This window comes from Shewanella sp. SG44-2 (genome assembly GCF_014164215.1).
GTDB classification, from domain to species: Bacteria; Pseudomonadota; Gammaproteobacteria; order Enterobacterales; family Shewanellaceae; genus Shewanella; species Shewanella frigidimarina.
In genome coordinates this window covers 1-25,369 of record NZ_JACJEU010000018.1, presented here as the reverse complement: position 1 = coordinate 25,369, position 25,369 = coordinate 1, and the positions used below count along the sequence as shown (strand labels likewise).

Genomic DNA, 25,369 nt, shown 5'->3' with positions numbered 1-25,369 from the left:
TTAAGGGAGTTGAGTTATGGCTGAATTAAGCACCATCGCTCGCCCTTACGCAAAGGCAGCTTTTGATTTTGCTGTTGAGCATAAAGCAGTAGAAAGTTGGACAGAAATGTTAACTTTCGCTTCATTGGTAAGTGAAAACGAATCAATAAAGCCACTGCTTAATGGTACTCTCGCGAGTACACAGCTTGCCACACTGTTTATAAAAGTATGCGGTGAGCAAGTCAATGAGCAAGGTCAAAACCTGATAAAGGTAATGGCTGAAAACGGTCGTTTAGGGATACTGTCAACAGTATCGCTACTTTTTGCTGAATACCGTAATGAGTGGGCAAAAGAAGTTGAAGCCGATGTGGTTTCTGCTACTGAGCTAAGCTCTGAGCAACAGCAGCAAATTAGTGTTTCTTTAGAGAAACGTCTCGCACGCAAAGTTAAGCTGAATTGCAGCATCGACGCATCGCTTATTGGCGGTGTAATTATTAAATCAGGCGACCTAGTCATTGATGGCTCGGTAAGCGGTAAGTTATCGCGTTTGTCTGAAAAGCTGCAGTCGTAATTGGGAGTTTGAGCATGCAACTGAATTCCACTGAAATCAGCGATCTGATTAAGCAGCGGATCCAGCAGTTCGACGTCGTTAGTGAAGCTCGCAACGAAGGTACAATCGTTGCAGTAAGTGACGGCATCATTCGCATTAACGGCCTAGCCGATGTAATGCAAGGTGAAATGATCGAACTGCCTGGTGGCTGTTTTGCAATCGCGTTGAATTTAGAACGTGATTCTGTCGGCGCCGTAGTGATGGGGCCTTATGCTAATTTAGCAGAAGGCGATAAAGTAAGAACCACTGGTCGTATTCTTGAAGTACCGGTGGGTCGTGGTCTACTTGGCCGCGTTGTTAACACTCTAGGTGAGCCTATTGACGGAAAAGGACCTATCGACAACGATGGTTTCTCTCCTGTTGAAGTGATTGCCCCTGGTGTTATTGAACGTAAGTCAGTATCACAACCAATTCAAACTGGTTATAAAGCCGTTGATGCCATGATCCCTATTGGTCGTGGTCAACGTGAATTGATTATTGGTGACCGTCAGACTGGTAAAACAGCGATGGCAATCGATGCAATTATCAACCAGAAAGAATCAGGCATTAAGTGTGTCTATGTAGCTATTGGTCAGAAAGCTTCTACCATCGCTAACGTAGTACGCAAGCTTGAAGAACATGGTGCATTAGCTAACACTATTGTTGTTGTTGCTTCAGCTTCTGAAGCTGCTGCACTGCAATACTTAGCGCCATATTCTGGTTGTTCTATGGGTGAATACTTCCGTGACCGCGGTGAAGATTCTTTAATCGTATATGATGATTTGTCTAAGCAAGCAGTTGCTTATCGTCAAATTTCATTACTATTGAAGCGTCCACCAGGACGTGAAGCATACCCAGGTGACGTTTTTTATCTACACTCTCGTTTATTAGAGCGTGCTTCACGCGTAAACGTGAATTATGTAGAAAAGTTCACTAAAGGTGCAGTAACAGGTCAAACTGGTTCGTTAACCGCTTTACCTATTATTGAAACCCAAGCTGGTGATGTATCAGCGTTCGTACCGACCAACGTAATTTCTATTACAGATGGTCAAATCTTCCTTGAAACTGATTTGTTTAACTCAGGACTACGTCCAGCAGTTAACCCAGGTATTTCTGTTTCTCGTGTTGGTGGTGCTGCGCAGACTAAAATCATCAAGAAACTGTCTGGTGGTATTCGTACTGCACTTGCACAGTATCGAGAGCTTGCTGCGTTCTCACAGTTTGCGTCTGATTTAGATGATGCAACTCGTGCTCAACTTGAGCATGGTGAGCGTGTAACCGAATTAATGAAGCAAAAGCAATATGCTCCTATGAGCGTTGCTGCCCAGTCTGTGTCTATTTTCGCAGCTGAAAAAGGCTACCTTAAAGGTGTTGCTTTAAATGAAATCGGTCGCTTCGAGGCCTCTCTGCTTTCATACATGAACAGTCAACATACTGACCTAATGAACACCATCAATGCTACTGGCGATTATAACGCTGATATCGAAGGTGAGTTAAAGGCAGGCATGGACAAGTTCATTGAAACCCAAACCTGGTAATAATGAACACGGGGTGTCATTAGGCACCTCAGGTCCCAGATTGGAGAGTAGAGATGGCCAGCGCTAAAGAGATTAAAACCAAGATCGCGAGTGTTAAAAATACTCAGAAGATCACTTCCGCTATGGAAATGGTTGCCGCCAGCAAAATGCGCAGAGCGCAGGAACGCATGGCAGCGAGCCGTCCATATGCAGAAAATATGCGTAAGGTGATCGGTCACGTAGCGCAAGGTACTCTCGAGTATAAACACCCCTATTTAGAGGTGAGAGATGCCAAGCGGGTTGGTTACATTGTTGTAGCAACCGACCGTGGCCTTTGTGGTGGTTTGAACGTCAACCTCTTTAAAAAGGTTGTGTCAGACGTTAAAAAATGGAAAGAACAGGGTGCAGACGTTGAGTTTTGCCCAATTGGTGCCCGTTCTGTTCAGTTTTTTAAAAGCTTTGGTGGTGAAGTTTCCGCCCATGCATCAGGTTTAGGCGATGCGCCAAAACTTGCTGATTTGATTGGCACTGTACGTGTCATGTTAAAAGCTTACAACGAAGGTAAATTGGATCGTCTGTACATTGTGTTTAACAAATTTGTTAATACAATGACCCAGACTCCGGTGATCGAACAGCTGCTACCTTTACCTAAGTCAGATGAAGAAGTAGCTAGTTATCCTTGGGATTACATTTACGAGCCAGATCCAAAAGAAGTTTTGGACCTATTGTTAACTCGTTATGTAGAGTCACAAGTATATCAAGGTGTTGTTGAGAATATTGCCTCTGAACAAGCTGCCCGTATGGTAGCTATGAAGGCGGCAACAGACAACGCTGGCGAAATGATCGATGATTTGCAACTCGTCTATAACAAGGCCCGTCAGGCTGCGATTACGCAAGAACTGTCGGAAATTGTATCAGGCGCTGCAGCGGTTTAGGTTTAGGTAACGAAATCAAGTTTAGAGGATTAATCATGAGCACAGGTACTGTTGTCCAAGTAATTGGCGCGGTTGTGGACGTAGAGTTTCCACAAGATTCTGTACCTCGAGTATATGACGCTCTGAAGATCACTGGTGAAGGCGCCTGTAATGGTTTGGTGCTGGAAGTTCAGCAGCAACTAGGTGGTGGTGTAGTTCGTACCATCGCTATGGGTTCTTCTGATGGTCTGCGTCGTGGTCTAGAGGTAGCAAACTCAGGTTCACCAATTACTGTTCCGGTAGGGGTTGCAACCCTTGGCCGTATTATGAACGTATTGGGTGAGCCTATCGATGAAGCGGGTCCTATTGGTGAAGAAGAGCGTTATGTTATTCACCGTGCAGCCCCTTCATACGAAGATCAGTCAAATTCAACTGAGCTATTAGAGACAGGTATCAAGGTTATCGACCTTGTTTGTCCTTTCGCTAAAGGTGGTAAAGTCGGTCTGTTCGGTGGTGCTGGTGTTGGTAAAACAGTCAACATGATGGAACTGATTAACAACATCGCTAAAGCTCACTCTGGTCTTTCTGTTTTCGCTGGTGTTGGTGAGCGTACTCGTGAGGGTAACGACTTCTACTACGAGATGGAAGATTCAGGCGTATTAGACAAAGTAGCCATGGTTTATGGTCAGATGAACGAGCCTCCAGGTAACCGTTTACGCGTAGCGTTAACTGGCCTGAGTATCGCTGAAAAGTTCCGTGACGAAGGTCGTGACGTATTGTTGTTCGTGGACAACATTTACCGTTACACCCTAGCGGGTACTGAAGTGTCTGCACTATTAGGTCGTATGCCTTCTGCAGTAGGTTATCAGCCAACACTAGCTGAAGAGATGGGTGTTCTTCAAGAACGTATCACTTCAACTAAGTCTGGTTCGATTACTTCTGTACAAGCAGTATATGTACCTGCGGATGACTTAACTGATCCGTCACCAGCAACAACCTTCGCTCACTTAGATGCGACTGTTGTATTGTCTCGTCAAATTGCATCTTTGGGTATTTACCCAGCGGTTGACCCATTGGATTCGACTTCACGTCAGTTAGATCCACAGGTTGTTGGCCAAGAGCATTATGATGTTGCAAACGGTGTACAAACTGTATTACAGCGTTATAAAGAGCTGAAAGACATTATTGCTATCTTGGGTATGGATGAATTGTCAGATGATGACAAAACCATGGTATTCCGAGCACGTAAGATTGAGCGTTTCTTATCTCAACCTTTCTTCGTAGCAGAAGTCTTCACTGGTTCTCCTGGTAAGTACGTTTCTCTTAAAGACACCATCCGTGGCTTCAAGGGTATCTTGGATGGTGAGTTCGATCACATCCCAGAGCAAGCGTTCTACATGGTTGGCTCTATCGATGAAGCTGTCGAAAAAGCTAACAAAAAGAAATAACTAGGCCGTAAAGCTTAGTTCTTTAAGGAGAACTTGATGGCAGCCAAAACAGTCCAACTTGATATTGTTAGTGCAGAAAACAGCATCTTCCATGGCCAAGTTAGCTTTTTAGAAGTTAATGGTGCTGAAGGTGAGTTAGGTATTATGCCTAACCATGTTGCGTTACTGACAAAAATCAAGCCTGGTATGGCGCGCTTTATCAAGCAAGATGGCAGTGAAGAAGTGTTGTATTTATCAGGTGGTTTACTTGAAGTACAACCTACTGCAATTTCAGTGCTTGCTGATGTAGCATTACGTGCCGATGATATTGATGAAAAAGCTGCTTTAGAAGCCAAAGAACGTGCAGAGCAAGCAATTGCTAATGCCGGTACTGACTTCAATTATGAAGCTGCTACAATCGAGTTAGCCAAATCTTTGGCTCAACTACGTGTTGTTGAATGCATCAAGAAAAATATCACCAGATAATCTGATTATTTGACGCTTAAAAGGCGACTCTTACGAGTCGCCTTTTTTATTGCCTATTACTGGCTAACTTAGCGCCTTTGTTTTCCCTTTGGTTGATATTCCGCTAAAATGACCGCAAATCTCTATCTGTTCAATAAAGGAATGCTCAATGTCGTTAAATGTTGTGATCTTAGCTGCAGGAAAAGGAACTCGGATGCGCTCAGATCTGCCTAAAGTGCTGCATCCCATTGCCCATAAAAGTATGGTGCAACACGTTATCGATACTGCCAATTCTTTAGGTTCATCGGCTATTCAGTTAGTGTATGGCTATGGTGCAGATAAATTACAAGCGGCTTTAGGTGAGCAAGCATTAAATTGGGTATTGCAAGCAGAACAACTCGGTACCGGCCATGCCGTTGCCCAAGCTAACCCAAATATTAACGACGACGACACGGTATTAATTCTTTATGGTGATGTGCCGCTAATTCAACAATCGACCTTAGAAGCTTTATTGACTGTTCGTCCTACAAATGGTCTTGCTATTTTGACTGTCAATTTACCTAACCCTACCGGTTATGGTCGTATCGTTCGTGAACAGGGTAAAGTAGTCGGAATTATTGAACAAAAAGATGCTAACGCTGAGCAGTTAGCTATTAACGAAGTGAACACCGGCATTATGGCGGTACCAGGTAAGCAGTTAAAAGCATGGTTAAATCGTTTATCTAATAATAATGCTCAAGGCGAATACTATTTGACTGACATTATCGCCATGGCTAATGTTGATGGTGTTGAAATTACCACCTCACAACCACAATCAGCTATTGAAGTCGAAGGCGCTAATAACCGCGTACAACTTGCGCAATTAGAGCGAGCTTATCAAGCTCGAGCTGCTGAAAAAATGATGCTTGAAGGCGCTAATTTACGCGACCCTGCTCGTATTGATATTCGTGGCGACGTGTCTGTTGGTATGGACGTGATGATTGATGTTAACGTTATTTTTCAAGGTAAAGTAACCTTAGGTAATAACGTGACAATTGGAGCCGGCGCGATTTTGATTGATTGCGACATTGCCGATAATGCAGAAATTAAACCTTATACTATCGTTGAAGGCGCTAAGCTTGGACAAGCTGCCAGTGCTGGACCTTTTGCTCGTTTACGCCCAGGGGCAGAGCTTAAAGAAGATGCTCATATTGGTAACTTTGTTGAAATTAAAAAGAGCGTATTAGGTAAAGGTTCTAAAGCTGGTCACTTAGCCTATTTAGGCGATGCACAAATTGGTGCTGGGGTTAATATAGGTGCCGGTACGATTACCTGTAACTATGACGGTGCCAATAAGTTTATTACCACTATTGAAGATGGTGTATTCGTCGGTAGCGATACCCAACTTGTTGCACCTGTGACAATCGGTAAAAATGCTACTTTAGGTGCTGGTTCAACCATAACCAAAGATGTAGCAGAAAATGAACTGGTGATTACGCGCGTTAAACAGCGTCATATTACGGGTTGGCAACGGCCGATTAAAATTAAAAAGTAGATTTTTATACTGATTATTCTAAAGCGGCCATTGGTCGCTTTTTTATTGTCTTAAAGACTATGAATATTAAACTTACCAAATAAAATCACAAAAAGAGATAATTTAAGCTTAAATTCATTTTAGTATGTTGGCTCAATGCATTGGTTTCTATATATTTTTGATCTATATCACAGTCAATTGTAAATATTAAAAAAGAAGTTTAAATGGAAACGCTTCTCATTTATATTACTCTCGTTTGTTGGAGTAGAGGTTTCATTGAGGAGTTGTAAATGGTATTTAAATATTCAGTTATAGGTTTAGCAGTTGGTTCAGCATTAATGACGATGCCAGTAATGGCTGAAGTATCTAGTGATACAAACATAGAACGTATTAATGTTGTGGGTCGAACTTTTAACGATTATAAAGTCGGTACAGCATCTGGTGCTATGCGCGGTGATATCGACCTAATGGATACCCCACAGTCAGTCAATGTTATCCCCGATTTTGTTACCGATGAACAATTGGCAACTAACCTTGCTGAAGTATTAGTTAATGATTCAAGTGTAACGGCAGGGACTACACGCTGGAACCGCCAGGTTTTCAGTATCCGTGGCTTTGAATTAGATTCTGGCAATGGTTATTTAATTAATGGCCACCAGCAATGGTCTCACTACATACAGCCTATTGAAACCCTACAACAAGTTGAAGTGCTGAAAGGTCCTTCTAGTATGTTGTATGGCCAATCTGGTCCAGGTGGTTTGGTGAATATGGTCACCAAAAAGCCGACTTATGATTCTATGCTTAATGTAGGTGTCGACACTGATGGTTACGGTTCTACCCGTGCACAGATTGATGCTGGAGGCAGTTTAAATGATGCCCAAAGTATTCGTTATCGTGGTGTGTTAGTGAAGCAAGACACAACATATTGGCGTGAGTATTCAACCACTGAAGAAAACCAAGATCGTGATCGTTGGTTAGGTTATCTTAATATGGAATTTGATTTAACAGATGATGTATTGCTATCTGTTAAATACGATCACACTCAAGATAAAGCCGGTATTGATGCGGGTGGTTGGTTAGACTCTCAAGGTCATGTTATAGGTAATAATAAAACTATTTGGGATGCTCCTTGGGCCTTTACCGATAATACGGTTTCAAATTTAGGTGCAGATCTTACTTGGCATATTAGTGACGACTGGAAAATTAAAGCCGGTTATAACGATCAGCAATTCAATCGTCAACGTTTCGACTCTGCGCCACAATATACTACCGATCCTTTTAGCAACGGTTACAGCATTAAACCATTTGATCGCTATGATGATTGGCAACATAAAACCGCTTATATCGATTTTACTGGCGAATTTGATTTTGCAGGAATTCAACACCAGTTATTGATAGGTGCAAACTATCTAGATTATTTCTATCAACAACAGATCCAGCGTGGAACAAGCCAAATAGTTATTCCTGGTCAGTCAGTTATTAAGCCTGATCTTGATTATCATCTAAGTAGCAAAGGTGATCCGAGCGAATACAAATATTATGGTTTCTATTTACAAGATTTAATGACTGTAAATCAACAGTGGAAGTTGCTTGCTGGTGTACGTTATGACGAGCAAAAGAAAGACGGCTTGGGTCAGAACAGTTATGCGGTATCGCCTAAGTTTGGGGCTATTTATTCGCCAATGGAAAATGGCAGTATTTACGTTAACTATTCAAAAAGTTTTACTCCACAAGGTGCTGTTAATAATCAATTTGACGTTAACGATGAACTGGATTTAAAACCTGAATATGGTATTCAGTACGAAGTGGGTACCAAATGGGAACTGTTTGACGATAGCTTATTACTCACTGCGGCTGTATTTGATATCACTGTTGAGAATATTACTATATCTGAAGTATTACCGACTCCAATAGATTCCTATACTGATATCACTACCCAAGGTGGTGAGCAGAAACATCGTGGATTTGAAGTGGGCGCTCAAGGTCAGTTAAGTGACGATTGGTTCATGACATCTTCAATGATGTACCTTGATGCTGAATATCACACGGGTGATGAACGTGAAGGTAAAACACCTGTTGATGCACCGGAATGGTCGGCTAATATCTGGACTCGCTATGAAATGACTGAAGACTTTGCGATAAACTTTGGTGCTATCTATGTTGGTGAGCGTTTTGCCAACACCGATAACAGTATTAGTAAAGACGGTTATATCCGTTTCGATATCGGCGCAGCTTATACTATGGATGTTATGGGGAAAGACGTCAGTGTACGCGCCAATGTCAGAAATCTATTCGATACCGACTGTATTGAAGGTGGTCAGTATAATATGGTCACCATTGGCCAAGATCGTAATTTCAGTGTTGCCGCCGAAGTTAAATTCTAATATTAACGAAGGTTTTATATTTTAAAAACTAACGTGTATTGATTAATCAATTAAAAGCCTCTGCATATGTCAGAGGCTTTTTTTTGTACTTTTATTTCAATTTTTGAGCGATAAGATCTAGATAAAGTTTCATTTGATGCTAAAATATCTTTCGTTTCGAAACTTATTTGAAAGATAGCTAATTTAAATGACTAAACGTAACACCCAACAACGTCGTCATTCGATCATTAAATTGGTTAATGAACAAGGCGAAGTCAGTGTCGATGAGTTGGCGAATCTATTTGCCACTTCAGAAGTCACTATTCGCAAAGACTTAGCCATGCTTGAAACTCATGGACTATTATTACGACGTTATGGTGGTGCGGTGCCTGTACCACAAGAAATGACCCAAATAGTCAGCGAAAACCTATCATTAAATAAACAAGCTATTGCCGCTAAAGCCGCCGAGCTGATCCGCGACCATAACCGGATCATCATCGACAGTGGTAGCACTACATCCGGAATTGTTCAGCAGCTTAATGACAAGCGTGGCTTGGTGGTGATGACGAATTCGCTGCAACTGGCAAACGCTATTCATGAACTTGAAAATGAACCGACATTATTGATGACCGGTGGCACCTGGGACCCTCACTCAGAGTCTTTTCAGGGCCAAGTGGCAGAGCAAGTATTACGGTCATATAACTTCGACCAACTTTTTATCGGTGCCGATGGTATCGACCTCGATCGTGGCACCACCACATTTAACGAACTAACCGGCTTAAGTAAAGTAATGGCTGAAATGTCTCGTGAAGTCGTGGTGTTATTAGAGTCGACTAAAATTGGCCGACGGATCCCTAATCTAGAATTACCTTGGGATGTGGTTAATGTCTTAGTTACCGACGATAACATCACCCAAGAAGCCGTTAACACTATTTCAGCACATGGTGTCAGAGTAATCCTCGCACCATACGCTAAGTAAACAAAATTAAATTGAAACAGTAAAGGAAACAACAAACATGTGTGGAATCGTAGGCGCAGTGGCGCAAAGGGATGTTGCAGAAATTTTAGTAGAAGGCTTACGTCGTCTAGAATACCGTGGTTATGACTCAGCTGGTGTTGCTGTTATCCATCAAGGTGAGTTAAGCCGTACTCGCCGTGTTGGTAAAGTACAAGAGTTGTCATCGGCACTAGATGCTGCACCGTTAAGCGGTGGCACTGGTATTGCCCATACTCGTTGGGCTACTCATGGTGAACCAAGCGAACGCAATGCACATCCACATTTATCTGAAGGTGATATTGCTGTTGTTCATAACGGTATTATTGAAAACCACAGTAAATTGCGCGAGATGCTAAAAGGTTTAGGTTACGTATTTTCATCTGACACAGACACCGAAGTTATTTGTCACCTTGTTCATCATGAACTAAAAACAGCTGCTACCTTATTAGTGGCAGTACAAGCGACAGTAAAACAGCTTGAAGGTGCCTACGGTACAGTTGTTATCGACCGTCGTGATAGCGAACGCATGGTTGTTGCCCGTAGCGGAAGCCCATTAGTCATTGGTTATGGTTTAGGTGAAAATTTTGTTGCCTCAGATCAATTAGCATTACTACCTGTAACACGTTCATTTGCCTTTTTAGAAGAAGGTGATGTCGCAGAAATTACGCGTCGCGAAGTTAACATTTTTGATATTAATGGCAATGCAGTTCAGCGCGAAATGAAAGAGTCGGAAGTGACTCATGATGCAGGTGACAAAGGCGAATACCGTCACTACATGTTAAAAGAGATTTACGAACAACCAACGGCAATTGCGCATACTTTAGAAGGTCGTATTGCGGGTGGTAAGGTTTTAGATTCAGCCTTTGGTGAAAATGCCGCTGAATTTTTAAAAGACATTAAACACGTGCAAATCATTGCCTGTGGTACCAGTTACCATGCTGGCATGGCTGCGCGTTACTGGTTAGAAGATTGGGCTGGCGTATCGTGTAATGTTGAAATTGCATCTGAGTTCCGTTACCGCAAGTCGCACCTGTTCCCAAATAGCTTGTTAGTGACTATTTCACAATCTGGTGAAACAGCAGATACGTTAGCTGCAATGCGCCTAGCAAAAGAAATGGGCTACAAAGCCACCTTAACTATCTGTAACTCAGCCGGTTCATCGTTAGTACGTGAATCTGACATGGCTTATATGATGAAAGCTGGTGTAGAAATTGGTGTCGCATCAACTAAAGCCTTTACTGTACAACTTGCTGGCTTGTTAATGTTAACAACAGTTATTGGTCGTCATAATGGCATGTCTAGCGACATGGAAGCAGCTATTACTCAAAGCTTGTTATCAATGCCAGCTAAAGTGGAACAAGCGCTTGGCTTAAATGATGCAATTGCAGAATTAGCAGAAGACTTTGCCGACAAGCAACATGCATTATTCTTAGGTCGTGGTGATCAATACCCAATCGCGATGGAAGGTGCATTAAAGCTAAAAGAGATTTCATATATTCACGCCGAAGCTTACGCATCTGGTGAGTTAAAGCACGGTCCATTAGCCTTGATTGATGCAGATATGCCAGTTATCGTGGTTGCACCGAACAATGAATTACTCGAAAAGCTTAAATCAAACGTTGAAGAAGTGCGTGCTCGTGGCGGACTAATGTATGTGTTTGCCGATGTTGATGCTGAGTTTGAGTCAGATGAGACTATGAAAGTCATTCCAGTGCCACACTGCGATGAGTTCATGGCACCGTTGATTTACACCATTCCATTACAATTATTGTCATATCATGTGGCATTAATTAAAGGTACCGACGTAGACCAACCTCGAAATTTGGCTAAAAGCGTAACGGTTGAGTAAGATTTTGATTTAAAATGAAATTTGTATTTTAGTAGGCTTCAAAACTTGCAATGAATATAGCGACTAACTGAAAAGTTAGAAACTAAATTAAAAAGCGGCTGACTCATTGAGTTGCCGCTTTTTTGTTTGGGGCTGCTAGTATAAACATGGCTACATTTTTGTGTTACCAGTTTATGGCGCAAGGATCTTGTTGGTTATTTTCTGAGGTCTGCTTTGCTTGATCAATAATGTATTCGAATGCCCCCATCTCACCATAATCTACATTTAGCGATAACCAGTATTCTGTTCTTTTTCGACTACGAAGCACCATGTTCATGGCAATGTTTGCTTCTTCATTAAATGTATCTAATGCTTTTTGTGCAGAGGCGTTTTCAGCTACTCCTTCAGAATCATCATATTTCTCCAGCACATTCTTTTGCATAGATAAACCCATTTGATGAGTTAATAGCCCACCTTTTGATTCAATTAATTTTTCACTGGTTTCTAAACATATATTCAATAATACAGCATTGTCGGTATCAGTTTTTTTGCATAACTTAGCAAGTGGTGCATAATTTGTTTTATATCTTGTTGCTGCAATACCAAGCACCGCTATTTTTAGCGAAAAATCATCATTCGCTCCCGCTTCTTTAAGGGCTAAATCGACTGTTGAGAAATAGTCTCCGGAATATTCGTTATAACGTTGAGAATGAGTAAACTGGGTCAGTGACGTTTTTGCTTTTTCTATATTTGCTGACTTCAGCTGATATAATGCCATTTGCAACAATAGAGCGCCGTTTTGGTTATCGGTATTTAACGCTCTTTGCATCATAACTTCATCACAGACTGTTGCTGTGGAATTACTGCAAAGTAGCATAAGGTTAAAAGCTAATAACTTATTGCTTGGATATGTTTGTGTTAGTTTGTCTAAATTTTCTATATCGACTTCAATCGATTTATTCCTGTTGATAAAAACCGAAGCAATACGTGCTTGTTGAGTTTGCTGTTGTTTAATATTGTCGAAAATAGAGTCTTGGTTAGCCGAATACTGATTAACGCTATCCTCAATTATAGGGTCAGTAAACATTTCTGCTATACCATTACAGCGCACCATTTCTTGGGGGGGATATTTTTCGGGGCACTATCAGTTTGATTTATGGTTTGCGAGTATTGATAATTTTGCAATGTGGATGGTTGCCGCTCATCATCGGTTTTAACTTGCAACACATTTGCAGTCGGAGTTTTATTTTTATTAAAAATAAAAAATAGCGCAACTACAAGTAATGCTGTACCGACAAACACAAATTTTTGTTTCATTAAACAGTCCTTTTTGAATATTACCAGCCCATACTGCAGATTTAATACTCAGTTCACAATAGGTATTAGCTAGGCTTTTTCTGTTTGTAATTATCGATTTTTATTAGCCCATTAAGCGGGTGTTTTGTATGAGTATTTACTGTAAATTTAAACTTGGTTTACTATCACCATAAAAATTACTCAATAGATGAGGAGTTTGCATGAAGTTAAAAAAACAATCTCGGACGAGAGAAGCTTGCTGCTGTAACGTTATGTTTAGGTACTGCGCTCGGTACTACTTTTATGATAGCGAATGAAACTCCTTTTATTGCATCTATGTTGGCGATTATTGTTGTTGGGGTTTATATCAATATCGTGTCTGGTAAATGGTAATTTATTGATTAGCGTTGATGAGTTTTAGTGATCTATTATCTAAAGGAGTTAGATTTGTGTATCAGATTAAAAACAAAGCGGATTATTTAGGTTTTGCCTTTATCGTTTCTTCAATACATATGTTTATTTATTGCGTTCCTGTTGCTGGGTGTTTAATTGCGATTACCGTTTCAAGCGCTGGGTTCCCATTCGAATTTTTCTTAGAAAATTATTTATTAACGATTTACATGATTGTATCTATGGTTAGTTCAGCGTTATACCTCACTAAAAGTAAGTCGCTCAGCATTGAAAATTTTCAGTTGGCTTTTAAGTATAGTTTTTTGCCTGTTTTGAGTGCGGCTCTTCTTGTTTTATGTATTTTTATACTCAATGTCGTTTACTTCTTATCTAGAGTTTAAGCCGTTTGGCATATCTATAGAGTACCTTGATTGTTAGGATTTTCAGAATTCTTAGCTTAGTTAGTGTGCTCTCTTTTATTTTATTGGGTTACATTAAGCAAAAAAGGGAACAGATACTGTTCCCTTTTTGATTAGATCCATTTAGCTATTACCAAACGCGAGCAACGAGTCCTTTGAGGTAATAACCTTCTGGAAATGTGCTACTAATTGGATGGTCGCTTGCTTGGTGCATGCGTTCAATAAATTGCACTTCACGCTTGGCATCAAGTGCAGCATCGGCAACCACTTTTTGGAATAGGTCTGACTGCATTAAGCCTGAACACGAGAACGTCAGTAATATTCCACCTGGATTAAGCAATTGCATCGCAATCATATTGATGTCTTTATAACCACGACATGCGCCATCGAGTTGTGACTTATTGTCGGCAAACTTAGGTGGGTCTAAAACAATAACATCAAAGGTTTTACCTTCATCTCGGTACTGGCGTAGTAATTTGAATACGTCTGCTTCGTTATAATTTACATGGTCATCATTAAGGTTATTAATGGCCATATTATCGCGAGCAGTTTGCAGCGCTAAGGTTGATACATCGACGTTTTCAATACTCGCAGCGCCAGCTTTGGCGGCATACAAGCCAAAAGTACCGGTGTAACAGAAGCAGTTAAGCACTGATTTACCTTTGACAAAACGGGCCGCCATAGCACGGTTGTCACGCTGATCCAGATAGAAACCTGTTTTATGACCTTTAACAACATCAACGGCAATCTTAATACCGTTTTCTTCGATGATCACGGGCATAGCAGGTAACTCCCCGTGCAGTAATCCTACTACAGGAACTAAGCCTTCTTTCTTTCTCGAGTCAACATCTGAACGCTCATAGACAGCGCAGTCCGGATATTGAAGAACCAGTTGCTCAACGATAGTGTCGCGCCACTTTTCAGCACCAGTACTCAATAACTGACATACCAGAACATTGGCATAACGGTCTATGGTGATACCGGGTAAACCGTCCGATTCAGCGGCAATTAAGCGATAGCCCGTTAGACCTTGTTCGCGGATCAAATCATCACGACCCGCTTGGGCTCTTTTAATGCGTCGGGCGAAAAAATCGGCATCGATAGTTTCTTCTTTGTCGAAGGTCCATATCCGCACTTGGATTTGAGATTCTGGCGACCAGGCACCGCGTCCGAGCCAATGCCCGTCGTGCGCCACTACTTCAACAGTGTCACCAGCTTGCGGTTTTCCGCCATTGACGTTGTGAATTCCATTGGAAAATATCCAAGGGTGGCGACGCTCTAACGAACGCTCGCGGCCAGGTTTAAGTTTAATTCTGATAGCCATGGTATTGCCTAATGTAAAGTATAAAAGGGGTAAAAAGAGTTACCGCGCTCCCGATAACGATGGCATATAAACCTAATCGTAATTCATTATTTACTTGGGGGTAATGACTCAATAATTGAATGCATTAGCCTGGGGGCGACGAAGTGGGATCATAGCCTGTTTTGAGCCTAAAAACCTGACAAATAATTAAATGGTAAGCCTAGAGTTGTATGGTTAACGTCAATTCTGATGATTGAATTAATAATTATTGTTTATTCCATCATGTATTAACGGTTTTTTGTTGAGTTGGAGTGAGCTTAAAGGTTGATGCACAATCAAGTATGGCTACATATTTGTAATGATAGTGATGATCGACTGATTAACGAGATGCTTTTGCTCACAGCTAAAACAACCCAACAAGCATTCAGCGGCAACGATGCTAAGCGTTGCTGACCCCCAGTATTTGAACACACTGATTATTGGTACTAGATAGTGACAATGATACTTGATTAGGCAATGACATTACCACGCGAAAAAACCAGAATGTAGCCTTTAAAGGGCAGTGCTAAATAGTCGGTGTGTATTGGTTTAAAATGGCTGCTGATAAAACCGAACTCTGCTAATTTTACACTGAGTTTATTTTTTCGGCCTCGGCCTGGGTCTACGATAATGACGTCACATTTTTCACTGGCATGGTTTTTAATAAAATAAGCCAATAACTGCACATGCTCATCTTCGTACAATAAATCACTGCCGATGATGACATCAAAGAGTCCCAGCTTGCTGGTATCATTGGCCCAATCTACTCGCTCAAAAGCAATGTTTTTACCATTGTTGAGTTTTGTGTTTCGATTAAGGAACTGCTCAACTTCTGGGTGATAGTCGGTTGCGGTTATATCGGCATGTTTTTCGTTAAGAAGTAAGCTTGATAGCGCTATTCCACAGCCTATTTCTAGAATTCTTTTACCTTCGGTTTTGTAATCCAACATATAGTTAGCCAGCACTAAACTTGATGGCCATACAATGCCAAAAATAGGCCAGCTCGCAGAGGATATTCCGAGTTTTTCAGCTATGCCTGTAGGGTCATAAAATTCTTGATTATTACGTAAGGTACATAGATGAACATCTATGTCACCAAATTCAACTGTTTGGTAGCTTAAGCGTAGAGCTGTCATTGGGCCGTCTCAAAAATTGAGCGCTCAGCCAGCTATCGAGGACAAATAAATGACAAAACGAAGAGGTTTTAGTTAGGTTATAGCAGTTCGTTAGAAAGGCAATGTATTTAACTAACGGTCAGGTTTTATTCGACTCATATTTTTGTTAAAAGCATCATAGTATTGTATTTTTAACTACGCTTTGGAATTCAATTGGATTAATGCTCTATTCAAACATTAACTCCTTCATAACGGATAAAATCAACGTAAACCGCTAGGTTTTACTCATGATTGCACCAGATTGACACCTCTATCGTTACTCCAATAAAACCTCATATATATCAGTTTATAGCATTTTGCAGGCCCATCTCAGTTTGAATTTTTTAGGTTAATTATTGTTTTTCGTTGTGACATTTAATCGTTATTCGTGATTGTTAAATATGTGACATACTTATCATAAACTTAATGATAATGGTTTGCATTAACATATTCGTTATGTATAATTCACGAAAATTTACATTGGTTTACACAACACAGTAGTTGTTTACATTGTCTAATCGGGATGGAATATGAAAAAAACGTTAATTGCTGCAACACTATTTAGTCTTTTGGCTAGTAATCAAGCTATGGCTTCTGACGAAACAACTGAACTACGCCAGATTATTGAGCAGCAGCAGAAAGTGCTTAAAGATCTTGAAAAGCGTCTTGAGCAAACTGAAAAGCGTGTAGAAACTACTGCAGATGTAGTAGAAGCAACTGCATCAAGCAAGTCGGCAACCACTATTGGTGGTTATGGTGAATTACACTATAACAACATTAGCAATAACCAAACGGGTACCGACAAGAAAGAATTCGACTTCCACCGTTTCGTTTTATTTGTAGGTCACGAGTTTAACAGCACTACTCGTTTTTTCTCTGAACTAGAAGTTGAGCACTCAATTGCCGGTGAGAGTAAAAAAGGCGAAGTTGAGCTAGAGCAAGCTTATATCGAGCACGACTTTAATGAGATGCTTACCGCTAAAGCAGGTTTATTTTTAATGCCAGTGGGTATTATCAACGAAACTCACGAACCAACAGTATTTTACGGTGTTGAGCGTAACCCAGTAGAAAAAGACATTATTCCTGCAACATGGTGGGAAGGTGGTTTAAACCTTAATATTAAAGCGGCTCCAGGTTTAGCGTTTGACACTGCAGTGACATCTGGTTTGTATTTGGATGAAAGCTCAGGCTATAAAATCCGTAACGGTCGTCAAAAAGTATCTGAAGCAAAAGGCGAAGATTTAGCTTATACCGGTCGTGTAAAATACACTGCAGTACCGGGTTTAGAATTAGCTGCCACGGTTCAGTACCAGTCTGACTTAACTCAAGGTACTGCTGGTGTTGATAGCGCTTCTGCTACATTGTTAACCGCACACGCTATTTACAGCATTGAAAACTTTACTGTTAAGGCTTTATTCGCCCAGTGGGATATTGATGGTAAAGAAGCTGAAGCATTAGGTCGCGATAAGCAAAATGGTTTCTATATTGAGCCTTCTTACCGCATTAATGAACAGTTTGGTGTGTTTGCTCGTTATAACGAGTGGGACAACAATGCCGGTGATAGCGCTGACACCAAGAAAAAACAAACCAACGTGGGTGTTAACTACTGGTTACACGAAAACGTAGTGTTTAAAGCTGATTACGAAAACATTGGTGGAGCTGCAGATTCAGACGGTTTCAACCTAGGTGTTGGTTACCAGTTCTAATTGCTGAGCATTCAGTAAAAAGACACTCCGATAAAACAGATTATCGGTAAAATTATGGGTGCCAACAGTGTATATTGTCGGCACCCTTATTTTTACTCTTGGCTAAGGATTGATATGCAGGCAATATTACGATCATATTTGATGCTATTTATGATGGGATTAGCTGTTTATTCGTCGGCGTTTAGTGCTGTAGCAACACAGTATCAGTCAAATGACGCCTTTATTAACCAAGCATTTAATGGCAATGCTGGCGAGTCTAAAGTGTTGTGGTTAGACGATGATCTAAAGCAAGCCATAGAAGCTATTTTAGCCCATCGTTTTAATAAAATGCGTATGCGCTACTGGCAACACAATGATGAAACCGTTTGGATAATGGACGAAATAGGCAAAGAGTCGCCGATTACGGTCGCTATTCATATTAAAGACCATCAAATTGTGCGGACTAAAGTGTTGGTTTATCGTGAAAGTCGCGGTGACGAGGTTCGTCATGATTTTTTTACAGACCAATTTAAGCTGGCCAAGTTAGATGATCAACATCAGCTTGATAAGCATATAGACGGGATTACTGGTGCGACATTATCAGTAAGAGCGTTAACTAAGTTATCGCGCATTGCATTATTACTTCATGCGCATGTGGTGCACTAAGCCACGTTCAATTCAAGCGGATCATTTCAAGCAGGTTAGTGTGACTAAAACATCTCGACGTAACCGTTTTAGACTTAAGATTTTACGAGCCCTTCGTCCTTGGCATCGTCGCTTAGGATTAGTGAGTGCGTTGTTTATCTTATTGTTAGTGCTTACAGGCGTAGCAATAAACCACAGCGATGATTTTGGTTTAGACCAAACACCAGTTACCCAGTCGTGGTTGCTTGATTATTATGGTATTGCTGCACCTTCTCATGTTGCTCAGTTTGGTGTTGCACCGTCTGCATTATATATTACCGATAATTTGTTGTGGCAAAACCAACATATGATTTTAGAGGCAAATACGACCTTAATCAGTGCCAGCTATGTCGTTAACATGCTGGTGGCCATAGATGCACAGCAATTGTATTTGTTTAATGATCTTGGTCAATTGCAAGAAACTCAAAATGCCAGCACTGGTCTTCCATCTGGTTTGTTAGCGCTAGCGATTGTAGATGGGCGGGTGTGGTTAAATACCGACAATGGCGTGTATCAAGCCGACGAACAACTCATCGATTGGCAAGCTATTGCGCCGTTAACAACACCAGTCGCTTGGCTGAGTGAAAGTGACGTTGTAGACAAAGAGGTTGTTAATCTTGCTCGCAGTGCTAATTTGCATTGGCAACGTGTGATACTCGATTTACATAGTGGACGTTTATTTGGTCATTTAACGGTTTGGTTGTGGGACTTATTTGCGCTAGCATTGTTAATGGTATCTCTCAGCGGCTTTTGGATTTGGTTAAAACAAAAACCACCGAGATAGTCTATTCAATAACTATGTTTAGCGTTCAAATTGCTCAACTGTGTCGGTTAGCTTGTCAGCTAAATTACTCAACAAATTACCAGCCTCGCTAATTTGATGATTACCCTCAGAAACTGACTCACCTAATAGCGTGAAATCTTGCACTTTAAGTTTAACGGTATTCGCTTGCTGCTGTGAAGCTTGTGCTAGCATGGCAGATTCTTGGCTGACGGTAGCAAGAGACAAAATAAGTTGGCGGCTCTGTTCAAGCGTTATCACTAACTGATTTGCTAATGATACTGAGTGTTGTGCTTTTTGTTGGTTTGATGCCATATTGTCGACCGCAGATTGAATTGAATCGACAATATTGGCCAGCATTGTATTTATTTCTACAGTTGAATTATGCGTGCGTAAGGCTAGCGTTCTAACTTCATCTGCAACAACCGCAAAACCTCTTCCGGTTTCACCTGCTCTAGCCGCTTCAATGGCTGCGTTCAATGATAATAAATTTGTTTGTGAGGCAATATCGGCAATGGTTTTAACCACTGTCGCTACTTGTTTACCTGAATTTTGCAGTGTTAGTAACATACTGGCGGTTGTTTCTATGTCTTGAGCCAGTACGCTAATGCTGTCTGCTGTTTGTTTAACTTCTTTTTGCCCTTCAACCATACTCTGCGCACCCTGCTGAGCAGAGTCTGAAGCACTTTGTGAGTGTTCGACACTTTGCTCCATTTGTTGCTCAAGTTGCGACATTACATCCACTAAACTCACAATAGTGTGTTGAAGCTCATCCACAGATGCTGATGATTTACCTGTAGTGTTACTTAATTGGGCAACGGTTTGGCTAATACTGGCGATGGCATCATGTACTTCATTCATCCCTAAACGGAATACGTTAATTAGGCCATTAACACTGGTGGCCACATTACTAATTTCAACGATACATTCATCAGACAATTTAGCTTTCAAATTACGATTTTGGGCAATGCGGGTGAGGTCGTTTGATAGTTGCTGAATCGGCGTAGCAATTTGTTTTTGTGCTGCTAAGTAAGCCCCAGCAGCCACAACCAACATGAGCCCGACTAATACAAAAATAAGCATAGTATTATGGCCAAGTTCATTTTGAATGTTCATCGCATTAAGGTTGGCTTGAGTTGAGATTTCCTCAGCAAGAACATCTAGACGATCTTTGAGCTCGTTAGCACTGTTATTTAATGTGCTTAAATGATTACGGGCATTGTCCCAATCTACCGATGATTTGCTCATGGTGTTTTCAAGTGCCGATAACGCGGCGTTAAGCGCGTCAATTTGTGGCATTAATTGGGTAGATGTTACGGTATTTAATTGTTGATATTGCTCGTTAAGGTTTTTTTCTAGTTTAACTTTATTCTGGCTAAATTCTGTAACATCGATAGTTGTGCCATATAAAGAATAACCCATTAATACCAATTCTTTGGCAAGGCTTTGCACCCGTGTAATGCTGTTAAGCGCTGGTAATGTGCCATCAACAAACCCACCGACTTCTTGTTTTACGGTTTGGTTGCTGTTATTGAGTAAAACAGCAGCCACTAGGGTCATTAATAAAATAGCTGCATAGCCTAGAAGAATACGAACTTTGATAGTATTAAAAGCGTTAAACATGGGTTAATACCTTAATCGGGTCATTTTTTGATCTCAGTGTTACTAAGACCGGATACAAGAGAAGTTATGTTCATTTTATTCTAATGTTAAACATATCGGCACAGTATTAACATTCTTGATTAGGAATCGTTAAATTATGCTAGTTGCGTTTATTGTGAATATAAGCTGATTAGTGGCCAAAAGGACTATCGACTCTAATTTGTACATACTCGTGTCAATAATAGCCTAGTGTTGTGCTTATATCTTGGAAAGCATGATTAATTATTCTATTGATAAATAGTCTTAATAACGTTGAAACAGATAAATAATAGCTTGAACAGATGCATAATCGCGATTACAAATTCAAATTAACCATACATGTTATTGGTTGTAGTCTGCATCTGCATTTGTTTGACAGTCAGTGCTGGTGATAAGGATATTGGAAGGTGGCGTTCATGTCGTTTCAACACTGCATGGCCGTAATCCTGCAGTGGCAAGTCATCAAATCTTGGTTAATTACGATATTAACTTTTGATGTTTTGTATTTGAGAGCTTTACAATATTAGCATTAGGTCTAATCGTAGTTCAGTCGTCTAAATATATGCAGCTTGTACAGTGTGGTCTGTATGCTTACCTGTTTAACTATGCAGGTTATTCGCAAACAGTCCTATTGAGTTATAAGATCAATACGTATTAGGCTGGCAAATCTTGCCGCTTACGATATTGCTATCGTTAAACTCGCATCGTATAGCAACAAGCATATGTTAGTCAGATGATGGTTATCAATGTCAGCATCATTCTAGCTCACAAGCTGTATTGACTCAGTTGTTATTTCAGTTTGTTGCATCTTTTTCAACTCAATATTTTTCCACACTTTGTCATGAAAGTAGAACACAACTGTATTAACGGCAGGCTCAAGCAGGGCAATGGTACCACCGATAATAATACTACCGGTTAATAGGTAGGTAATCGTAAAAGCCACACTGAAGTGTAAAATGGCAAAGCTGATTGTCTTTTTCATGATGAATCCCCTGTTTGATTTATTTAAATGATAACAGTTCTCATTATCATGTAAAGAGGGTTGATTCGATTATTGCAAATGAAAATTTCGATTACGTTTGTGATTTTTAATATTGAAAACAATAAAGGCCCTAAAAATGGCCTTCCATTACAGTTAATAACATGAATTAATTCAGGCGATAACAACAGATATTGTGATTAGTAATGCCACGGGAAACGTGAAAAGTCTTGATCTCGTTTTTCTAAAAAGGCATCACGACCTTCTTGAGCTTCTTCACTAGCATAGGCTAAGCGTGTTGCTTCACCGGCAAACAATTGTTGGCCAACCAAACCATCATCAGCCATATTAAAGCCATATTTAAGCATACGCATTGCAGTGGGGGATTTAGAATTAATCTCTTTGGCCCAGGCTAAGGCTTCTGTTTCTAGTTCGGCATGTGGAATGGCGCGGTTTACCATACCCATGTTAAATGCCTCTTCTGCAGAGTAATTAAACCCAAGAAAGAAGATTTCGCGGGCACGCTTCTGACCAATCATCTTGGCTAAATAAGCACTGCCATATCCGGAGTCAAAACTGCCTACATCAGGGTCGGTTTGCTTGAAAACAGCATGTTCTTTTGACGCCAACGTTAAATCACAAACCACATGTAAACTATGTCCACCACCCACAGCCCAGCCAGGTACAACCGCAATGACCACTTTAGGCATGAAGCGGATCATTCGCTGCACTTCTAATATATGCAGACGCCCCATGCGAGCGACATCTGGTGTACCTTCTTCAGCACCTTCATATTTATAGCCATCTTTACCACGAATACGCTGATCGCCGCCTGCGCAAAATGAGTACTGACCTTTTGCTGATGGTCCATTGCCTGTAATGAGTACACAACCTACATCGGACCATTGTCTAGCATGGTCTAAAGCTGTATAGAGTTCGTCTACCGTTTTAGGGCGAAATGAATTAAGGCAATCAGGCCTGTTTATTGCGATACGCACCGTGCCTTGAGATTTTGCGCGGTGGTAAGTGATGTCTTCAAAATTGAATCCTTCGACAAGATCCCATAGCTCAGGGTCAAAGATGTCAGATACCGATTCAGCTTGTGATTGTGTCATAAAAAAACCTAGCCCCTATTGCAGATATTACACAAAGGCTAGGCTTATTTGATACTTAGGTCAATTCGTTACCATAAAATCGTTAACGATCTCGAGTTATTAGATTTTATCGCAAATAAATTGCAGATTGTCTTTAGTAAAAACAGGGTGGCGAGCACTACTATGGCAGTATTGGCTTTTAAACTCGCTAATTGCTTCATTACTGGTAAATACACCATCTAATTCACGAATTTCAATTGTCGATAAACGCTCATAAATTTCCGTTTTAATTTGTGGAATGTGTTTATCTATTTTAGTGATTTTTGTACCTGTCATCGAATCAAGCTTTTTATCTGCCTTAGTAAACATCGTTTTAATGTCATTAATGGGCTTATCAAGCTTGTCTGTTTCTGTCGCGAAATAATAAATAACCCCCGCGATTATTGCTAATCCTATCCAGCCTCTCATCTTTTTATCCAATAATGTGTTATTACCTATATAACAAGCTAGTTATCGTTCAATATTAAAGCAGTAAGGCTGTAACATGACGACAGAATCCAACTCCAAGGACTTTTCCAAACAACAACGTATTCAAATCCATCAACCAGATGCTAGTAAAGCAGACCGCTTCAATCCGCGCAACCGTATTTACGTAAGAGCTGTCGATGGTTTATGGACAACCTTACGACGTTATATGGGTTGGATAGCCATGTTATTTTTCTTACTTCTGCCTTGGTTACCCTGGGGAGACCGTCAAGCCGTTTGGTTTAATCTTGCTGAGCAAAAATTTCACGTCTTTGGTTTAACTATTTGGCCACAAGATCTCACCTTGCTTGCCGCACTCTTTATGATAGCCGCATTTGGGCTGTTTTTCGTTACCACTTATCTCGGTCGAGTGTGGTGTGGCTATACATGCCCACAAACAGTGTGGACCTTCATCTTTATATGGTTTGAAGAAAAGTTTGAAGGCGCGCGTAATAAACGTATCAAGCTTGACCAAATGCCGTGGAGTGTGAATAAACTCTGGCGTAAAACAGCAAAACATACCTCTTGGTTATTAATATCACTATTAACAGCTACTACCTTTGTATCCTACTTTGTTCCAAGTCGTGAGCTCTATATTGACTTTTTTACCCTTAATGCAGGTGGCGGGATATATTTTTGGGTGGTTTTCTTCACTATTGCTACTTACGGTAATGCCGGATGGATGCGTGAGATCATGTGCATTCACATGTGTCCCTATGCCCGCTTCCAAGCTGCCATGTTTGATAAGAATACCTATATAGTAGGCTACGACACCCAACGCGGTGAAACCCGTGGTCCTCGTACACGTAAACAAGATCCTAAAGAGATGGGTTTAGGCGACTGTATTGACTGTGACTTGTGTGTACAAGTGTGCCCAACTGGAATCGATATTCGTAATGGTCTGCAATACGAATGTATTAACTGTGGTGCTTGTATCGATGCATGCGATAACACTATGGAACGAATGGGATACGATAAAGGGTTAATCAGTTACACAACAGAAAACAAACTTGATGGTGTGCAAGAAAAGGTACTGCGACCTAAGTTAGTTGGTTACGGTGTGGTGCTGACTGCGATGATATTAATATTCATTTATGCCAGCGCAACGATTGCTCCGGTACGTATGGATGTCATTAGAGATAGAAACTCACTTTATCGAGAAAATAACCAGGGCAATACAGAAAATACCTTTACGATTAAAATTCTCAATAAAACAGAGCAACCACAAGAATACGAACTAAGCGTCGAAGGTTTGCCTAATGCCAGATGGATTGGCCCACAGCATGTATCGATAGAAGCTGGTGAAGTATTAACCCTGCCAATTAGTATTGCAGTTGATCCTATTGAGTTGAAGAGAAGTATCACCAAAATCGATATCAAAATAACTGCACAAATAGATGGTAGCCCAATAGAAATAAAACAGGAAACTCGATTCTTTGGTGATTAGAACCGAGTGAAATAGCCTAAAAAGGGACGGATAGTCCCTTTTTTGTTCTTTTCGATTGAAAAAGCACCTCTCGGTCATGTTTTTGCAATATTTAGCCTATTTATGCTTGCACAAATAATTAAGCTCCCTATAATGCGCAACCACTGACACGGCATACGTCGCTGACAGGTTGTAAGGTTCAAATTGAAGTTTACAACGGTGAAAAGAAAGTTTGAAAAAACACTTGACGCCAACACGGGAAAGCGTAGAATACGCACCCCAAGCCAACGACCTAGCGTCTTATGGTGATGTCTGAAAAATTGATATCAACGTTCTTTAACAATCTAAACAAGAAATCTGT

Annotated in this window: 22 protein-coding genes; 14 read left to right on the top strand and 8 right to left on the bottom strand. The window is 40.7% G+C overall.

Annotated elements, in window-relative coordinates:
- Positions 1 to 16 precede the first annotated feature (16 nt).
- From atpH to glmS, 9 genes are all read left to right on the top strand, one after another.
- A complete protein-coding gene (gene atpH, locus H5181_RS13615; RefSeq protein ID WP_011639453.1) occupies positions 17 to 550 on the top strand; it encodes a F0F1 ATP synthase subunit delta in 534 nt (177 codons plus the stop codon).
- 14 nt (positions 551 to 564) lie between these two features.
- The gene (gene atpA / locus H5181_RS13610) at positions 565 to 2,106 is read left to right on the top strand and encodes a F0F1 ATP synthase subunit alpha (protein WP_011639452.1); all 1,542 of its coding nucleotides are present in this window, start codon (positions 565 to 567) and stop codon (positions 2,104 to 2,106) included.
- 53 nt (positions 2,107 to 2,159) lie between these two features.
- Positions 2,160 to 3,020, top strand: a complete 861-nt coding sequence (gene atpG, locus H5181_RS13605) for a F0F1 ATP synthase subunit gamma (RefSeq protein WP_011639451.1) — start codon at positions 2,160 to 2,162, stop codon at positions 3,018 to 3,020.
- Between the two features lie 35 nt (positions 3,021 to 3,055).
- Entirely contained in the window at positions 3,056 to 4,447 is a 1,392-nt protein-coding gene (gene atpD / locus H5181_RS13600; RefSeq protein ID WP_011639450.1) for a F0F1 ATP synthase subunit beta, read from the top strand.
- 36 nt (positions 4,448 to 4,483) lie between these two features.
- Complete coding sequence (locus tag H5181_RS13595) at positions 4,484 to 4,912, top strand: F0F1 ATP synthase subunit epsilon (RefSeq protein ID WP_011639449.1); 429 nt, start codon at positions 4,484 to 4,486, stop codon at positions 4,910 to 4,912.
- A gap of 148 nt (positions 4,913 to 5,060) precedes the next feature.
- Complete coding sequence (gene glmU, locus H5181_RS13590; RefSeq protein ID WP_182751297.1) at positions 5,061 to 6,425, top strand: bifunctional UDP-N-acetylglucosamine diphosphorylase/glucosamine-1-phosphate N-acetyltransferase GlmU; 1,365 nt, start codon at positions 5,061 to 5,063, stop codon at positions 6,423 to 6,425.
- Between the two features lie 269 nt (positions 6,426 to 6,694).
- Entirely contained in the window at positions 6,695 to 8,788 is a 2,094-nt protein-coding gene (locus H5181_RS13585; protein WP_182751296.1) for a TonB-dependent siderophore receptor, read from the top strand.
- A 187-nt stretch (positions 8,789 to 8,975) separates the two neighbouring features.
- Entirely contained in the window at positions 8,976 to 9,746 is a 771-nt protein-coding gene (locus H5181_RS13580; RefSeq protein ID WP_102037443.1) for a DeoR/GlpR family DNA-binding transcription regulator, read from the top strand.
- A gap of 37 nt (positions 9,747 to 9,783) precedes the next feature.
- Positions 9,784 to 11,613 carry a glutamine--fructose-6-phosphate transaminase (isomerizing) gene (gene glmS, locus H5181_RS13575; protein ID WP_011639445.1) on the top strand — a complete coding sequence of 610 codons (1,830 nt, stop codon included), beginning with the start codon at positions 9,784 to 9,786 and terminating at the stop codon, positions 11,611 to 11,613.
- Positions 11,614 to 11,776: 163 nt separating this feature from the next.
- Here glmS and H5181_RS13570 read toward each other — a convergent pair whose 3' ends face one another.
- Both H5181_RS13570 and H5181_RS13565 read right to left on the bottom strand, forming a co-directional pair.
- The gene (locus H5181_RS13570; RefSeq protein ID WP_182751295.1) at positions 11,777 to 12,679 is read right to left on the bottom strand and encodes a hypothetical protein; all 903 of its coding nucleotides are present in this window, start codon (positions 12,677 to 12,679) and stop codon (positions 11,777 to 11,779) included.
- A gap of 5 nt (positions 12,680 to 12,684) precedes the next feature.
- Positions 12,685 to 12,909 (bottom strand): hypothetical protein, encoded by a 225-nt coding sequence (locus H5181_RS13565; RefSeq protein ID WP_182751294.1) that lies wholly within the window; start codon positions 12,907 to 12,909, stop codon positions 12,685 to 12,687.
- 428 nt (positions 12,910 to 13,337) lie between these two features.
- On the opposite strand from H5181_RS13565, the gene H5181_RS13560 reads away from it, so the two are divergent.
- Positions 13,338 to 13,679: a hypothetical protein gene (locus tag H5181_RS13560; RefSeq protein WP_182751293.1), complete on the top strand. Its 342-nt coding sequence runs from the start codon at positions 13,338 to 13,340 to the stop codon at positions 13,677 to 13,679.
- A 148-nt stretch (positions 13,680 to 13,827) separates the two neighbouring features.
- Here H5181_RS13560 and H5181_RS13555 read toward each other — a convergent pair whose 3' ends face one another.
- Together H5181_RS13555 and H5181_RS13550 are read right to left on the bottom strand one after the other, a co-directional pair.
- Positions 13,828 to 15,021 (bottom strand): class I SAM-dependent rRNA methyltransferase, encoded by a 1,194-nt coding sequence (locus tag H5181_RS13555; RefSeq protein WP_182751292.1) that lies wholly within the window; start codon positions 15,019 to 15,021, stop codon positions 13,828 to 13,830.
- A 488-nt stretch (positions 15,022 to 15,509) separates the two neighbouring features.
- Positions 15,510 to 16,175: a methyltransferase gene (locus H5181_RS13550; RefSeq protein ID WP_011639441.1), complete on the bottom strand. Its 666-nt coding sequence runs from the start codon at positions 16,173 to 16,175 to the stop codon at positions 15,510 to 15,512.
- Between the two features lie 548 nt (positions 16,176 to 16,723).
- On the opposite strand from H5181_RS13550, the gene H5181_RS13545 reads away from it, so the two are divergent.
- The 3 genes from H5181_RS13545 (at position 16,724) to H5181_RS13535 (ending at position 19,346) form a co-directional block, all read left to right on the top strand.
- The gene (locus tag H5181_RS13545; RefSeq protein ID WP_011639440.1) at positions 16,724 to 17,899 is read left to right on the top strand and encodes a porin; all 1,176 of its coding nucleotides are present in this window, start codon (positions 16,724 to 16,726) and stop codon (positions 17,897 to 17,899) included.
- A gap of 114 nt (positions 17,900 to 18,013) precedes the next feature.
- A complete protein-coding gene (locus tag H5181_RS13540; protein WP_011639439.1) occupies positions 18,014 to 18,544 on the top strand; it encodes an FMN-binding protein in 531 nt (176 codons plus the stop codon).
- Positions 18,545 to 18,584: 40 nt separating this feature from the next.
- Positions 18,585 to 19,346: a PepSY-associated TM helix domain-containing protein gene (locus tag H5181_RS13535; RefSeq protein WP_182751291.1), complete on the top strand. Its 762-nt coding sequence runs from the start codon at positions 18,585 to 18,587 to the stop codon at positions 19,344 to 19,346.
- A gap of 18 nt (positions 19,347 to 19,364) precedes the next feature.
- Here H5181_RS13535 and H5181_RS13530 read toward each other — a convergent pair whose 3' ends face one another.
- The 4 genes from H5181_RS13530 to H5181_RS13515 form a co-directional block, all read right to left on the bottom strand.
- Positions 19,365 to 20,966 carry a methyl-accepting chemotaxis protein gene (locus H5181_RS13530; protein ID WP_182751290.1) on the bottom strand — a complete coding sequence of 534 codons (1,602 nt, stop codon included), beginning with the start codon at positions 20,964 to 20,966 and terminating at the stop codon, positions 19,365 to 19,367.
- 778 nt (positions 20,967 to 21,744) lie between these two features.
- A complete protein-coding gene (locus H5181_RS13525; RefSeq protein ID WP_059746129.1) occupies positions 21,745 to 21,966 on the bottom strand; it encodes a DUF2061 domain-containing protein in 222 nt (73 codons plus the stop codon).
- A 197-nt stretch (positions 21,967 to 22,163) separates the two neighbouring features.
- Positions 22,164 to 23,078: a 1,4-dihydroxy-2-naphthoyl-CoA synthase gene (locus H5181_RS13520; RefSeq protein ID WP_011639435.1), complete on the bottom strand. Its 915-nt coding sequence runs from the start codon at positions 23,076 to 23,078 to the stop codon at positions 22,164 to 22,166.
- Positions 23,079 to 23,177: 99 nt separating this feature from the next.
- Positions 23,178 to 23,525: a hypothetical protein gene (locus H5181_RS13515; protein ID WP_011639434.1), complete on the bottom strand. Its 348-nt coding sequence runs from the start codon at positions 23,523 to 23,525 to the stop codon at positions 23,178 to 23,180.
- Between the two features lie 76 nt (positions 23,526 to 23,601).
- Here H5181_RS13515 and ccoG point away from each other — a divergent pair, with 76 nt between their 5' ends.
- Positions 23,602 to 25,029 carry a cytochrome c oxidase accessory protein CcoG gene (gene ccoG / locus H5181_RS13510; RefSeq protein ID WP_011639433.1) on the top strand — a complete coding sequence of 476 codons (1,428 nt, stop codon included), beginning with the start codon at positions 23,602 to 23,604 and terminating at the stop codon, positions 25,027 to 25,029.
- The last annotated feature ends 340 nt before the right edge of the window (positions 25,030 to 25,369 follow it).

Coding starts and splice junctions, on each gene's coding strand:
- atpH (WP_011639453.1), top strand. CDS start 17: ATGGCTGAATTAAGCACCATCGCTCGCCCTTACGCAAAGGCAGCTTTT.
- atpA (WP_011639452.1), top strand. CDS start 565: ATGCAACTGAATTCCACTGAAATCAGCGATCTGATTAAGCAGCGGATC.
- atpG (WP_011639451.1), top strand. CDS start 2,160: ATGGCCAGCGCTAAAGAGATTAAAACCAAGATCGCGAGTGTTAAAAAT.
- atpD (WP_011639450.1), top strand. CDS start 3,056: ATGAGCACAGGTACTGTTGTCCAAGTAATTGGCGCGGTTGTGGACGTA.
- H5181_RS13595 (WP_011639449.1), top strand. CDS start 4,484: ATGGCAGCCAAAACAGTCCAACTTGATATTGTTAGTGCAGAAAACAGC.
- glmU (WP_182751297.1), top strand. CDS start 5,061: ATGTCGTTAAATGTTGTGATCTTAGCTGCAGGAAAAGGAACTCGGATG.
- H5181_RS13585 (WP_182751296.1), top strand. CDS start 6,695: ATGGTATTTAAATATTCAGTTATAGGTTTAGCAGTTGGTTCAGCATTA.
- H5181_RS13580 (WP_102037443.1), top strand. CDS start 8,976: ATGACTAAACGTAACACCCAACAACGTCGTCATTCGATCATTAAATTG.
- glmS (WP_011639445.1), top strand. CDS start 9,784: ATGTGTGGAATCGTAGGCGCAGTGGCGCAAAGGGATGTTGCAGAAATT.
- H5181_RS13570 (WP_182751295.1), bottom strand. CDS start 12,679: ATGTTTACTGACCCTATAATTGAGGATAGCGTTAATCAGTATTCGGCT.
- H5181_RS13565 (WP_182751294.1), bottom strand. CDS start 12,909: ATGAAACAAAAATTTGTGTTTGTCGGTACAGCATTACTTGTAGTTGCG.
- H5181_RS13555 (WP_182751292.1), bottom strand. CDS start 15,021: ATGGCTATCAGAATTAAACTTAAACCTGGCCGCGAGCGTTCGTTAGAG.
- H5181_RS13550 (WP_011639441.1), bottom strand. CDS start 16,175: ATGACAGCTCTACGCTTAAGCTACCAAACAGTTGAATTTGGTGACATA.
- H5181_RS13545 (WP_011639440.1), top strand. CDS start 16,724: ATGAAAAAAACGTTAATTGCTGCAACACTATTTAGTCTTTTGGCTAGT.
- H5181_RS13540 (WP_011639439.1), top strand. CDS start 18,014: ATGCAGGCAATATTACGATCATATTTGATGCTATTTATGATGGGATTA.
- H5181_RS13530 (WP_182751290.1), bottom strand. CDS start 20,966: ATGTTTAACGCTTTTAATACTATCAAAGTTCGTATTCTTCTAGGCTAT.
- H5181_RS13525 (WP_059746129.1), bottom strand. CDS start 21,966: ATGAAAAAGACAATCAGCTTTGCCATTTTACACTTCAGTGTGGCTTTT.
- H5181_RS13520 (WP_011639435.1), bottom strand. CDS start 23,078: ATGACACAATCACAAGCTGAATCGGTATCTGACATCTTTGACCCTGAG.
- H5181_RS13515 (WP_011639434.1), bottom strand. CDS start 23,525: ATGAGAGGCTGGATAGGATTAGCAATAATCGCGGGGGTTATTTATTAT.
- ccoG (WP_011639433.1), top strand. CDS start 23,602: ATGACGACAGAATCCAACTCCAAGGACTTTTCCAAACAACAACGTATT.